The sequence below is a fragment of the Pseudomonas sp. BF-B-30 genome, assembly GCF_019956305.1.
In the GTDB taxonomy this organism is placed as follows: domain Bacteria; phylum Pseudomonadota; class Gammaproteobacteria; order Pseudomonadales; family Pseudomonadaceae; genus Aquipseudomonas; species Aquipseudomonas jessenii.
Genome location: NZ_JAHBDG010000066.1, coordinates 142,001 through 155,340, shown reverse-complemented (window position 1 = coordinate 155,340; position 13,340 = coordinate 142,001). Strand labels below are relative to the sequence as shown.

The 13,340-nt window shown below is 60.9% G+C and carries 12 protein-coding genes; 11 read left to right on the top strand and 1 reads right to left on the bottom strand.

What is annotated here, in order from left to right; all coding sequences use genetic code 11:
* Positions 1–23 precede the first annotated feature (23 nt).
* Complete coding sequence (locus KGB29_RS25485; protein WP_057712247.1) at positions 24–635, top strand: trimeric intracellular cation channel family protein; 612 nt, start codon at positions 24–26, stop codon at positions 633–635.
* On the opposite strand, the gene queG is transcribed toward KGB29_RS25485, so the two are convergent.
* Positions 617–1,696 carry a tRNA epoxyqueuosine(34) reductase QueG gene (gene queG / locus KGB29_RS25480; protein WP_057712246.1) on the bottom strand — a complete coding sequence of 360 codons (1,080 nt, stop codon included), beginning with the start codon at positions 1,694–1,696 and terminating at the stop codon, positions 617–619. The two genes, KGB29_RS25485 and queG, sit on opposite strands and share 19 nt — an antisense overlap.
* Positions 1,697–1,759: 63 nt before the next feature.
* On the opposite strand from queG, the gene KGB29_RS25475 reads away from it, so the two are divergent.
* The 10 genes from KGB29_RS25475 (at position 1,760) to KGB29_RS25430 (ending at position 13,335) form a co-directional block, all read left to right on the top strand.
* Positions 1,760–3,259, top strand: a complete 1,500-nt coding sequence (locus KGB29_RS25475; protein WP_154910357.1) for an NAD(P)H-hydrate dehydratase — start codon at positions 1,760–1,762, stop codon at positions 3,257–3,259.
* Positions 3,247–3,717: a tRNA (adenosine(37)-N6)-threonylcarbamoyltransferase complex ATPase subunit type 1 TsaE gene (gene tsaE, locus KGB29_RS25470; protein ID WP_007973252.1), complete on the top strand. Its 471-nt coding sequence runs from the start codon at positions 3,247–3,249 to the stop codon at positions 3,715–3,717. Before KGB29_RS25475 ends, tsaE begins: the two co-directional genes overlap by 13 nt.
* Positions 3,718–5,148 carry an N-acetylmuramoyl-L-alanine amidase gene (locus tag KGB29_RS25465; protein WP_150811893.1) on the top strand — a complete coding sequence of 477 codons (1,431 nt, stop codon included), beginning with the start codon at positions 3,718–3,720 and terminating at the stop codon, positions 5,146–5,148.
* Positions 5,145–7,055 (top strand): DNA mismatch repair endonuclease MutL, encoded by a 1,911-nt coding sequence (gene mutL / locus KGB29_RS25460; RefSeq protein ID WP_150811892.1) that lies wholly within the window; start codon positions 5,145–5,147, stop codon positions 7,053–7,055. The genes KGB29_RS25465 and mutL overlap by 4 nt, the downstream gene beginning before the upstream one ends.
* Positions 7,055–8,026 carry a tRNA (adenosine(37)-N6)-dimethylallyltransferase MiaA gene (gene miaA / locus KGB29_RS25455; RefSeq protein ID WP_150812098.1) on the top strand — a complete coding sequence of 324 codons (972 nt, stop codon included), beginning with the start codon at positions 7,055–7,057 and terminating at the stop codon, positions 8,024–8,026. Before mutL ends, miaA begins: the two co-directional genes overlap by 1 nt.
* A gap of 93 nt (positions 8,027–8,119) precedes the next feature.
* Entirely contained in the window at positions 8,120–8,380 is a 261-nt protein-coding gene (gene hfq, locus KGB29_RS25450; RefSeq protein WP_003221112.1) for an RNA chaperone Hfq, read from the top strand.
* A 12-nt stretch (positions 8,381–8,392) separates the two neighbouring features.
* The gene (gene hflX / locus KGB29_RS25445) at positions 8,393–9,694 is read left to right on the top strand and encodes a ribosome rescue GTPase HflX (RefSeq protein ID WP_057712241.1); all 1,302 of its coding nucleotides are present in this window, start codon (positions 8,393–8,395) and stop codon (positions 9,692–9,694) included.
* Positions 9,695–9,790: 96 nt separating this feature from the next.
* Entirely contained in the window at positions 9,791–10,966 is a 1,176-nt protein-coding gene (gene hflK / locus KGB29_RS25440; protein WP_057712240.1) for an FtsH protease activity modulator HflK, read from the top strand.
* Positions 10,966–11,835 carry a protease modulator HflC gene (gene hflC, locus KGB29_RS25435; protein ID WP_007973264.1) on the top strand — a complete coding sequence of 290 codons (870 nt, stop codon included), beginning with the start codon at positions 10,966–10,968 and terminating at the stop codon, positions 11,833–11,835. The genes hflK and hflC overlap by 1 nt, the downstream gene beginning before the upstream one ends.
* A 312-nt stretch (positions 11,836–12,147) precedes the next feature.
* The gene (locus KGB29_RS25430) at positions 12,148–13,335 is read left to right on the top strand and encodes an ATP phosphoribosyltransferase regulatory subunit (protein ID WP_007973265.1); all 1,188 of its coding nucleotides are present in this window, start codon (positions 12,148–12,150) and stop codon (positions 13,333–13,335) included.
* Positions 13,336–13,340 lie beyond the last annotated feature (5 nt).

Here is a 13,340-nt window from a genome sequence, read left to right as displayed (position 1 = left end):
GCCTTTCTGCAAGGACCGCCACTATGCTGCTGATGCTCTACCTGATCGCCATCACCACCGAAGCCATGACTGGCGCCCTCTCTGCCGGCCGGCGGGGTATGGACTGGTTTGGTGTGGTGCTGATCGCTTGCGTCACGGCGCTGGGTGGCGGGTCGGTGCGCGATGTGCTGCTCGGGCACTACCCGTTGACCTGGGTCAAACACCCGGAATATCTGGTGCTGACCACGGCAGCCGCGATGATCACAGTGTTCACGGCTCGCTGGATGCGGCATTTGCGCTCACTGTTCCTGGTGCTCGACGCCATGGGCCTGGTGGCGTTCACCCTGATCGGCTGCATTACCGCCCTGGAAATGGGCCATGGCATGTTGGTCGCCTCCGTTAGCGGCGTGATCACCGGCGTCTTCGGCGGCATCCTGCGGGACATTTTCTGCAACGATATTCCGCTGATCTTCCGGCGTGAGCTTTATGCCAGCGTTTCGTTCGCCGCGGCGTGGTGCTACATGCTCTGCATCTATCTGCAATTACCCGATGAACAATCGATTCTGATCACCTTGTTCGGCGGTTTTCTGCTGCGCTTGCTGGCGATCCGTTTTCATTGGGAAATGCCCAAGTTCGTCTATAACGACGAAGCCTGACGTTCGGCGTGTTGCCGCAACGCCCACGCGACATGTTCACGTACCAGTTCCGAAGGATGTTCCCGTCGCGCCTTCAGCGCTTCCAGCACCGGAATCGTTGAAGGCGCATTGCCCAGGCCTACCGCCAGGTTGCGCAACCAGTTTTCATAGCCCGTCCGGCGCAGCGGCGAGCCTTCGGTGCTGCTCAGGAATTTCTCTTCATCCCACATGAACAGTTCCGCCAGCCCGGCGTTGTCCAGATTGTGCCGCGGCTTGAAGTCGCTTTCACCGGAAGGGCGGGCGAAGCGGTTCCATGGGCAGACAATCTGGCAGTCATCGCAACCGAACACCCGGTTGCCAATCAGTGGCCGCAGGTCTTCAGGGATCGCGCCTTTGAGTTCGATGGTCAGGTAGGAAATGCAGCGTCGGGCATCCAGCACATAGGGGCCGACGAAGGCGTTGGTCGGGCAGATGTCGAGGCAGGCACTGCACCGCCCGCAGTGTTCGGTGGCATGGGGCGGGTCGACCGGCAGCGGCAGGTCGACGAACAGTTCGGCGAGAAAAAAGTAACTGCCGGCCTTGCGGTTCAAGACCAGGGTATTTTTGCCGATCCATCCAAGCCCCGCCTGTTCGGCGATGGCTTTTTCCAGCACCGGGGCACTGTCGACGAAGGCGCGGTAGCCAAACGGGCCGATCTGCGCCTGAATTTTTTCCGCCAGTTGTTGCACGCGTTTGCGGATCAGCTTGTGGTAATCGCGACCCAGGGCATAACGCGAGACGTAGGCTTTTTCCGGTTGGGCGAGCATTTTTGCCATCTGCGTGTCGCCGGACAAGTAATCCATGCGCAGGGACACCACGCGCAAAGTGCCCGGCACTAGCTCTTCGGGGTGCGAGCGTTTGCTGCCGTGGGCGCCCATGTAATCCATTTCGCCGTGGTAGCCGGCTTCGAGCCAGCGCTCCAAGTGCTGCTCATGCTCGGCCAGGTCGAGACCGCTGATGCCGACTTGCTGAAAGCCCAGCTCGCGGCCCCAGTCCTTGATGGATTGGGCGAGGGCGGGCAGATCTGTGGTAATAGCGGGCATGAGACGAGAGAAACCGGGGCTGAGATGCGTATAATTCTGCCAGACATCGGAGCCCGAAGACGCATGCCGCACACTAAAGATGAATTACCCGACGTGCTGTATAGCGCCGCCCAGGTGCGAGCACTCGACGCGAGCCTGATCGCCGCCGGCACGGCGGGCTTCGAATTGATGCAGCGCGCGGCGCGGGCGACGTGGCGGGCGCTGGTGCGGCAGTGGCCGACAGCAAACGAGCTGAGCGTGCTGGCCGGACATGGCAACAACGCAGGCGACGGGTACCTGGTGGCCGTACTGGCCCAGCGTGCCGGTTGGTCGGTGCGGGTGCTGGCGGTGGGCGATCCGCAGCGCTTGCAGGGTGATGCGGCGTCGGCCCATGCCGAGGCGGTGTCTGAACATGTGCTCATCGAGCCCTGGACGGCACAATCCGGATTGCGCGGCATTGTGCTGGATGCTTTGCTTGGCACCGGTCTGAGCGGTGACGTGCGTAATCCCTATGTCAGCGCCATCGCCGCGATCAATGCCAGCGGACTGCCGGTAGCGGCGGTGGATATTCCGTCAGGGTTGTGCGCGGATACGGGCCGTATCCTTGGTCATGCAGTGCATGCCGACCTGACGGTCACGTTCATTGGCTTGAAGGTGGGGTTGTTCACCGGTGATGCCGCGGATGTGACGGGTGAGTTGGTGTTCAACGATCTGCAGGCAGATCCGCAGTTGCTGGACGGTACTGCGTTCACGGCTCGGCGTTTGTGTATCGCTAACCTGCCGCGTCTGGTGTCCCGGGCACCGGCATCCCACAAAGGCAAGTTCGGCCATGTGCTGCTCATTGGCGGTGATCGCGGTTACGGTGGGGCAATTTTGCTGAGTGCACAAAGTGCTCTGCGCAGCGGTGCGGGCATGGTTTCGCTGTCCACCCGTCCGGAACACGTTTCGCCAGCGCTTTCTCGAATTCCGGAAGCCATGGTGCTGGGCACGTCGTCGGCCAATCAACTGATGGGGTTGCTTGAGAAGGTATCGGTGCTGGTGGTCGGGCCGGGCCTGGGTCAGGCAGGGTGGGGGCGCAGCCTGCTGTCGGCTGCGGCCAATGCGCCTTTGCCGCAAGTCTGGGATGCCGATGCCTTGAATCTGTTGGCGGGTGGACAGGTCGATCTGCCCAGGGGTTGTGTGATTACCCCGCATCCGGGGGAGGCGGCACGTTTGCTTGGGGTGAGCACTGCCGACGTTCAGTCTGACCGTCCCGCCGCAGCCCATGCATTGAGTAAAAAATATACAGCTGTCGTCGTCCTGAAAGGTGCCAGCAGCCTGATCGCCCATCCCGATGGACGTCTGGCGCTGTGTCATCAGGGGCACCCGGCCATGGCCACCGCCGGTTTGGGCGACGTGCTGGCCGGTTTGCTCGGCGCATTGCTGGCCCAGGGCATGGAGCCGTTCGACGCGGCCTGCCTGGCGGTCTGGCTGCACGCCAATGCCGGCGAGCAACAAGGAAAATTGGGCCGTGGGCTGGCGGCCAGTGATCTGATCCCAGCCATTCGTCAGTTGTTGGAGGAGCAAGCACCGTGTCTGAAGTAACCCTGTACCTGGCCGATGAACAGGCCATGAGCGACTTTGGCGCACGCATTGCCCGAATCACCCAAGGCCATGGCCTGATCTTCCTTGAGGGCAACCTGGGGATGGGCAAAACCACGTTGTCCCGAGGCATTATTCGCGGTCTGGGACATGTCGGGGCAGTCAAAAGCCCGACCTTCACCCTGGTCGAACCCTACGAGATCGGCGACATTCGCGCCTTCCATTTTGATTTGTACCGTCTGGTCGATCCGGAAGAGCTAGAGTTCCTCGGTATCCGCGACTACTTCGAAGACGATGCCCTGTGTCTGATCGAATGGCCCGATAAAGGTGCAGGCTTTTTGCCAAAGCCTGACCTGACCATTACCATTAGCCCGCAAGACAGCGGGCGTTCGCTGAAAATTTTATCCCAGGGCTCGCGTGGCGAGGCCTGGTGTGCCGCTTTGGCATTGGAATCCAAATAGATGATGGGGTTAGGTATGCGCTTTCGCGCGTTGGTGGCTGCCGTAGGGGTGTTGTTCTTGGCGGTGACCGTCGACGCTGTGGCCGATTCGAAGGTCAACAGTGTTCGTCTGTGGCGGGCACCGGACAACACGCGACTGGTGTTTGACCTGACCGGCCCGGTGCAACACAGCGTCTTTACCCTGACGGCTCCGGACCGCCTGGTCATCGACATCAATGGCGCTACCCTCGGTGCGCCGCTCAACGTCAACACCTCGAACACCCCGATTACCGCCATGCGCTCGGCCCAGCGCACGCCGACGGACCTGCGGGTGGTCATCGACCTGAAAAAGGCCGTGACGCCGAAAAGCTTCTCCCTGGCGCCGAACGCTCAGTACGGTAACCGATTGGTGGTCGACCTGTTCGATAACGCCGCCGACGCCGCGCCACCGCCTGCGCCGACACCGTCGGTCGCCACGGTGCCTGCCGTGCCGGTCACGCCTGCGGAGCCTGCAATCAAATTGCCGCCAGCCCCGGCCGGCAAACGCGACATCATTGTGGTGATCGACGCCGGTCACGGTGGCGAAGATCCGGGGGCTTCCGGCTCCCGAGGCCAGCGCGAGAAAGACGTGGTGCTGCAGATTGCCCGCGAAACCCAACGCCAGGTCAACGGCATGAAAGGTTTCCGTGCCGAACTGACCCGTACCGGCGACTACTTCATTCCGTTGCGCGGCCGTACCGAAATCGCCCGCAAGAAAGGCGCCGACCTGTTCGTCTCGATCCACGCCGACGCCGCGCCTTCTGCCGCCGCTTTCGGTGCCTCGGTATTTGCCCTGTCCGATCGCGGCGCGACCTCCGAGACCGCCCGTTGGCTGGCCGACAGCGAAAACCGCTCCGACCTGATCGGTGGTGCCGGCAACGTCAGCCTCGATGACAAAGACCGCATGCTCGCCGGCGTGCTGCTCGACTTGTCGATGACGGCATCCCTGACCTCCAGCCTGAACGTTGGCCAGAAAGTCTTGAGCAACATCGGTCGGGTCACGCCACTGCACAAGCAGCGGGTTGAACAGGCCGGGTTCATGGTACTGAAGTCGCCGGATATTCCGTCGATCCTGGTGGAAACCGGGTTCATCTCCAACGCCAACGAAGCCTCGAAGCTTGCTGCGTCAAGCCATCAACAGGCGCTGGCGCGTTCGATCAGCAGCGGCGTGCGCCAGTTCTTCCAGCAGAACCCGCCGCCAGGCACTTACATTGCCTGGCTGCGTGATTCCGGAAAAATCGCCCAAGGTCCACGTGACCATCGGGTAAACCCTGGCGAGACGCTGGCGATGATCGCCGTTCGTTATCAGGTTGCGCCGGCCACCCTGCGCAGCGCCAACAACCTGTCGAGCGATGAACTCAAGGTTGGTCAACACTTGACCATTCCGGGCACTGAACTGGCGGCCAAAGAATGAATCAGGTCGTGAACAACAGCGCTCGCATCGAGCTGCTCAGCCCGCGGCTGGCGAACCAGATTGCGGCGGGTGAGGTGGTCGAGCGCCCGGCTTCGGTGATCAAGGAACTGCTGGAAAACAGCCTCGACTCCGGCGCCAAACGCATCGACGTCGATGTGGAGCAGGGCGGCGTCAAGCTGCTGCGGGTGCGCGACGATGGCAGTGGCATTTCCGCCGATGACCTGCCGTTGGCCCTGGCCCGTCACGCCACCAGCAAGATCCGCAACCTGGAAGACCTCGAGCAGGTCATGAGCCTGGGGTTTCGCGGCGAGGCCCTGGCATCGATCAGCTCCGTCGCGCGCCTGACCTTGACCTCCCGCACCCGCGACGCCGATCAGGCGTGGCAGGTAGAGACCGAGGGCCGTGACATGGCGCCCCGTGTGCAACCTGCGGCCCACCCGGTGGGCACTTCGGTTGAAGTGCGCGACCTGTTCTTCAACACGCCGGCGCGGCGCAAGTTTCTCAAGACCGAAAAAACCGAATTCGATCACCTGCAAGAAGTGATCAGGCGCTTGGCCCTGGCGCGCTTCGATGTGGCGTTCCATCTGCGCCATAACGGCAAGACCATCCTCAGCCTGCACGAGGCCCATGATGATGCGGCCCGTGCCCGGCGCGTGGCGGCGATCTGCGGGCCGGGTTTCCTGGAGCAGGCACTGCCGATCGAAATCGAGCGCAACGGCCTGCATCTTTGGGGCTGGGTCGGCCTGCCGACCTTCAACCGCAGCCAGGCCGATTTGCAGTATTTCTTCGTCAATGGCCGTGCCGTGCGGGACAAACTGGTGGCCCACGCGGTACGCCAGGCCTATCGCGACGTGCTGTTCAATGGTCGGCACCCGACCTTCGTGCTGTTTTTCGAAGTCGATCCGACCGGCGTCGATGTCAACGTGCACCCGACCAAGCACGAAGTGCGCTTCCGTGAAGGGCGCATGGTTCACGACTTCCTCTACGGCACCTTGCATCGCGCCTTGGGCGATGTGCGCCCCGACGATCAACTGGCGGCGCCGGTTGCCACGGCCATCGTCCGGCCTACCGGCCTCGAAGCTGGTGAATTCGGACCCCAGGGCGAAATGCGCCTGGCCGCCAATGCGCTGCTGGAACAGCCTCAGGCTCAGCCGTCGTTCAATACGCCGGCGGGTTCGGGGGCTGGCGCGGGTTATCAATATCAATACACGCCGCGACCGCAGTCCGGTGCACCTGTCGCCGAAGCGCAGGCCGCCTATCGCGAGTTTTTTGCACCGCTGCCCGAGGCCAATGCCGTCGCGCTGCCGGCCGGGCAGGACGACATCCCGCCGCTCGGTTATGCGCTGGCACAACTCAAGGGCATCTACATTCTTTCGGAAAACGCTCAGGGCCTGGTGCTGGTGGACATGCACGCCGCCCACGAGCGGATCATGTATGAGCGTCTGAAGGTGGCGATGGCCAGTGAAGGCCTGAGCGGCCAGCCGTTGCTGGTGCCGGAGTCCCTGGCCGTCAGTCAGCGTGAAGCCGATTGCGCCGAGGAGCATGTCGCCTGGTTCCAGCGCCTGGGCTTTGAATTGCAGCGTCTGGGCCCGGAAACCCTGGCGATACGGCAGATTCCGGCACTGCTCAAGCAGGCCGAAGCCAACCGGCTGGTCGCTGACGTCCTGGCTGACCTGATGGAGTTCGGCACCAGCGACCGCATTCAGGCGCACCTGAACGAATTGCTCGGGACCATGGCCTGCCACGGCGCGGTTCGTGCGAATCGGCGGTTGGCCCTGCCGGAAATGAACGGTCTGCTGCGTGACATGGAAAACACCGAACGCAGTGGTCAATGCAACCATGGCCGACCGACCTGGACCCAACTGGGCCTGGACGATCTGGACAAACTGTTCTTGCGCGGTCGTTGATGAGCCAGTTCCCACCTGCGATTTTCCTGATGGGCCCGACCGCCGCCGGCAAGACCGACCTGGCCATCGAGCTCACCAAGGTCCTGCCTTGCGAGTTGATCAGTGTCGATTCGGCGCTGGTCTACCGTGGCATGGACATTGGCACCGCCAAGCCTTCCAAAGAGCTGCTGGCGCAATATCCGCATCGTCTGATCGATATTCTCGACCCGGCCGAGAGCTATTCGGCTGCGGATTTCCGCCGTGACGCCCTGGAAGCCATGGCCGATATCACCGCACGGGGAAAAATTCCGCTGCTGGTGGGCGGCACCATGCTCTATTACAAGGCTTTGGTTGAAGGTCTGGCAGATATGCCGGCCGCCGATCCCGAGGTCCGTGCGCAAATCGAAGAAGAGGCTGCGCGCCTTGGCTGGCAAGCCTTGCACGAACAATTGGCGGTGATCGATCCGGAGTCCGCGGCTCGAATACATCCGAACGATCCCCAGCGATTGAGTCGAGCACTGGAAGTTTATCGTGTCAGCGGTCAAAGCATGACCGCCCTGCGTTTGCAACAATCTGCGCAAAGTACTGAAGCAGCCGCTTCGGGACTGCAACAATTGCCCTATACTGTCGCGAACTTGGCCATTGCTCCGGCAAATCGCCAGGTACTGCACGAGCGAATTAAACAAAGATTCACTTTAATGTTGGAACAGGGATTCATTGACGAGGTCGTAGCCCTGCGTAATAGAGGAGACCTGCATACCGGGTTGCCGTCTATACGTGCAGTAGGCTATCGCCAAGTCTGGGACTACCTGGATGGCAAGCTGACGTCAGCCGAGATGCAGGAGCGTGGGATCATTGCCACGCGCCAATTGGCGAAACGCCAGTTCACCTGGCTGCGCAGTTGGACTGATCTGCATTGGCTGGACAGTCTGGATTGCGACAATCTGCCGCGCGCCTTGAAATACCTTGGGACCATCTCCATATTGAGCTGAGTCCTTGCAATTGCCGTCTATCCTTGGGGGTGTGACGGCCAAAGCCATCTGATTACCTATTTTTTATATTGAATCCTTAAAGGAGTGCGGCACATGTCAAAAGGGCATTCGCTACAAGACCCTTACTTGAATACTTTACGTAAAGAGAAAGTTGGGGTGTCCATCTACCTGGTCAACGGTATCAAGCTGCAAGGCACGATCGAGTCTTTCGACCAGTTCGTTATCCTGCTGAAAAACACCGTCAGCCAGATGGTCTACAAACACGCCATCTCTACAGTGGTGCCGGTTCGTCCAATTCGTCTGCCTAGCGCAACCGAATCCGATGCAGGTGATGCTGAGCCAGGTAACGCCTGATAGGAGTCTCCTTTGTTCTTTGAGCGCCACGGTGGTGGTGAACGAGCCATTCTCGTTCACTTGGATGGTCAGGACCCTGAGGCGCGCGAAGATCCGCAGGAGTTTCAGGAGTTGGCAATTTCGGCTGGCGCCGAGACCGTCGCGTTTTTCAACGTGCCGCGTCATCGGCCAACCGCCAAAACCCTGATCAGCAGCGGCAAGGTCGAAGAGTTGCGCGACCTGGTCCAGGCCGAACAGGTCGATCTGGTGATTTTCAATCACATCCTCACGCCCAGTCAGGAACGTAACCTCGAACGTATTTTCGAGTGTCGTGTGATCGACCGCACGGGTTTGATTCTCGATATTTTCGCCCAGCGCGCCCGCACCCATGAAGGCAAGCTCCAGGTCGAACTGGCCCAGCTTGAGCACATGAGTACGCGGCTGGTTCGCGGCTGGACTCACCTTGAACGGCAGAAAGGCGGTATCGGCCTGCGCGGTCCGGGTGAAACCCAACTGGAAACCGACCGGCGCCTGTTGCGGGTTCGCCTGCGGCAGATCAAGGGGCGCCTGGAAAAGGTCCGCAGCCAGCGTGAACAATCGCGCCGTGGCCGCAAACGGGCTGACATTCCGACGGTTTCGCTGGTGGGTTATACCAACGCCGGCAAATCGACGCTGTTCAACTCGGTGACCGACTCCGACGTCTTTGCGGCTGACCAGTTGTTCGCCACCCTCGACCCGACCTTGCGCCGGCTCGAGCTCGATGACCTCGGCCCGATCGTGCTGGCTGACACCGTGGGCTTCATTCGTCACTTGCCACACAAGCTGGTCGAGGCATTTCGGGCTACGCTCGAAGAGTCGAGCAACTCCGACCTGTTGCTGCACGTGATCGACTCCCATGAGCCTGAGCGCATGGCCCAGATTGAACAGGTCATGGTGGTTCTTGGAGAGATCGGGGCTCAAGACTTGCCGATCCTGGAGGTCTATAACAAACTCGATTTGCTCGAGGGCGTGGAGCCGCAGATCCAGCGCGATGCCGATGGCAAACCGCAGCGGGTCTGGCTTTCGGCGAAAGATGGCACAGGTCTTGATCTGCTCAAGCAGGCCGTGGCCGAGTTGCTTGGCGATGAGTTGTTTGTTGGTACCTTGCGCTTGCCGAACCGATTTGCTCGACTGCGTGCGCAGTTTTTCGAACTCGGTGCGGTACAAAAGGAAGAACACGATGACGAAGGCATCAGCTTGCTGGCCGTTCGTTTGCCACGGGCCGAATTGAATCGGCTGGTGAGTCGCGAAGGTTTGCAACCGATGGAGTTCATCGAGCAACACACTTTGCAATAAAAGCCTGAGAAAGCGGTTGTGCCGTGGTGACAGGCATTCTGTAGCATTGGTCGGCGCGCCGTGGGTGCGTCTTTGCTTTATCAGATGGAGAGCGCTATGGCTTGGAATGAGCCGGGTGGCAACTCGAATAATCAGGATCCTTGGGGTGGCAAGCGTCGTAACAACGGCGACCGCAAGGGGCCACCGGATCTCGACGAGGCCTTCCGAAAGCTGCAGGAAAGCCTGAACGGTTTGTTCGGTGGTGGTAAGAAACGTGGTGGCGACGACGGCGGTGGTCCGGGCAAGAGTGGCGGCTTTGGCGGCCTGCTCGGCATCGGTCTGGTCGTGTTGGCGGCCGTTTGGCTGTACAGCGCGGTCTATGTCGTCGACGAGCAGGAGCAAGCTGTGGTGCTGCGCTTCGGCAAGTACTACGAGACCGTGGGTCCGGGCCTGAACATCTACTTCCCGCCGATCGACAAGAAGTACATGGAGAACGTCACGCGTGAGCGTGCCTACACCAAGCAGGGCCAGATGCTGACCGAAGACGAGAACATCGTCGAAGTGCCGCTGACCGTGCAGTACAAGATCAGCAACCTGCAGGATTTCGTGCTGAGCGTCGATCAGCCGGAAATCAGCCTGCAGCACGCGACCGACAGCGCCTTGCGCCATGTGGTGGGTTCCACCGCGATGGACCAGGTACTGACCGAAGGTCGTGAGTTGATGGCCAGCGAGATCAAGGAGCGTCTGCAACGCTTCATGGACACCTATCGCACCGGTATCACCGTCACCCAGGTCAACGTACAGAGCGCAGCGGCACCGCGCGAAGTCCAGGAAGCCTTCGATGACGTGATCCGTGCCCGGGAAGACGAACAGCGTTCGCGCAACCAGGCCGAAACCTATGCCAACGGCGTCGTGCCGGAAGCTCGTGGTCAGGCCCAGCGCATCCTTGAGGATGCCAATGGTTACCGTGACGAGACCGTCTCGCGCGCCAAGGGTGAGGCCGATCGCTTCACCAAGCTGGTCGCCGAGTACCGCAAGGCCCCTGAAGTCACCCGCCAGCGTCTATATCTGGACACCATGCAGGAAGTCTTCACCAACACCAGCAAGGTTCTCGTGACCGGCAACAAGAACGGCCAGAACAACCTGTTGTACCTGCCTCTGGACAAGATGGTCGAAAGTGGTCGCAGCACCAGCACCCAGGTGAGCAGTGCGGCAGCCACCAGCAATGAAGCGAATGCGCGTGCGGCAGCTGATCTGCAGCAACAGCCAGCACGTACCAGGGAGAGTCGCTGATGAGCAATAAATCGCTGATCGCCCTTATTGTCGGCGTCGTCGTGGCGATCGCTGCCTGGAACTGCTTCTACATCGTGGCTCAGACCGAGCGTGCGGTGTTGCTGCAGTTCGGTCGCGTGGTCCAGACCGATGTTCAGCCAGGCCTGCATGTGAAAGTGCCCTACGTTAACCAGGTGCGTAAATTCGACGCACGCCTGATGACGCTGGATGCACCGACGCAACGCTTCCTGACGCTGGAAAAGAAAGCCGTGATGGTCGATGCCTACGCCAAGTGGCGCGTGAAGGACGCAGAGCGTTACTACACCGCGACTTCCGGCCTCAAGCAGATCGCCGACGAGCGTCTTTCCCGTCGTCTGGAATCGGGCCTGCGTGACCAGTTCGGTAAGCGCACCCTGCACGAAGTGGTGTCGGGTGAGCGTGATGCGCTGATGGCTGATATCACGGCATCGCTGAACAAGATGGCCGAGAAAGAGCTGGGCATCGAAGTGGTCGATGTTCGGGTCAAGACCATCGACCTGCCGAAAGAAGTGAACCGCAGTGTGTTCGAGCGTATGAGCACCGAGCGTGAGCGTGAAGCTCGCGAGCACCGCGCCAAGGGTAACGAACTGGCCGAAGGCATCCGTGCCGACGCCGATCGTCAACGCCGCGTGCTGCTGGCTGAAGCCTATCGTGAATCCGAAGAGGTTCGCGGTGACGGCGATGCCCAGGCTGCTGCGATCTACTCCAAGGCCTACGGTCAGGATCAGGAGTTCTACGCGTTCTACCGTAGCCTGCGCGCCTACCGTGAAAGCTTCGCGAACAAATCCGACGTCATGGTCCTCGACCCAAGCAGCGACTTCTTCCATTACCTGGAAAAAGCCAAGCCTTGATACGGCGTTGACCTGAATTATCCCCCGCCGGGCGGCTAAAACCTCTGGCGGGGTGATCCTTTGGGAAAACGTGTGTATGATGCGGCAGCCGGGAAATTCCCGGCTTTTTTGCGTCTGCATGTTTGATTGCTGTGTTCAAGCAGATGCCGGGCCGATTGGCTCGACAGTTTTTCGAGGAAAGTGGTTGGCGAAGCCGGTAGAAGGGCTTTTCGCTCCGTCGCTCATGCGCGTGGTTTGTGCGCAAGCCGACCATTTTCTGCTTCACTCAAGGCTCGCCGACAGGCTGGTCGCCCGGAGATAGGGGAAGGCGTAATGGCAACGGTAGACCGCTGGCTTCTGCCAGATGGCATCGAAGAAGTACTGCCACCGGAAGCTGCGCGTATTGAAGTCGCGCGTCGTCAGGTGTTGGATCTGTTCCAGAGCTGGGGTTACGAGTTTGTCGTGACTCCCCATATCGAGTACCTGGAATCCCTGCTGACCGGCGCGGGCCAGGACCTGGATCTGCGCACCTTCAAGGTCATCGACCCGCAATCGGGCCGTCAGATGGGTTTCCGCGCCGACATCACGCCGCAAGTGGCGCGCATCGATGCGCATACCCTGCGTCGTGAAGGCCCAAGCCGCCTGTGCTATGCCGGTAGTGTCCTGCACGCTCAGCCTCGCGCCCTGTCGTCCTCGCGCAGCCCGATTCAACTGGGTGCCGAGTTGTACGGCGACGGCAGTCCGAGCAGCGACGTCGAAGTCATCAGCCTGATGCTGGCCATGCTGCAACTGGCCGATGTGCCGGATGTGCACATGGACCTCGGTCATGTTGGCATCTATCGCGGCCTGGCCCGTGCGGCCGGTTTGTCCGGTGAAGTCGAGCAGCAGTTGTTCGATGCCTTGCAACGTAAGGCCATCGACGAGGTCATTACCTTGACCGAAGGCTTGCCTGCCGATCTATCGGGCATGCTGCGGGCGTTGGTCGACCTGTGTGGCGGTCGTGAAGTGCTGGCTGCGGCCCGCGAGCGTCTGGCCAAGGCGCCGGCCCCTGTTCTGGCAGCGCTGGACGACTTGCTGGCGATTGCCGAGCGGCTGTCCGTGCGTTTCCCTGAGCTGCCGCTGTATTTCGACCTGGGCGAGCTGCGTGGCTACCACTACCACACCGGTGTGGTGTTCGCTGTGTTCGTACCGGGTGTTGGCCAGTCCATTGCCCAGGGCGGTCGTTACGACGACATCGGCGCCGACTTCGGTCGCGCCCGTCCGGCGACCGGCTTCTCCACCGATTTGAAAACCCTGGTGACCCTGGGGCGTGCTGAGATCGAGCTACCGTCTGGCGGTATCTGGATGCCTGACAGTACGGATGCGGCACTCTGGCAGCAGGTTTGCCAGTTGCGCAGTGAGGGTCAGCGTGTCGTTCAGGCATTGCCTGGACAACCTTTGGCCGCCGCCCGTGAAGCGGACTGCGACCGGCAATTGATTCAGCAGAACGGGCTTTGGCAAGTATCGCCACTGGCTTCTTGAGTTTT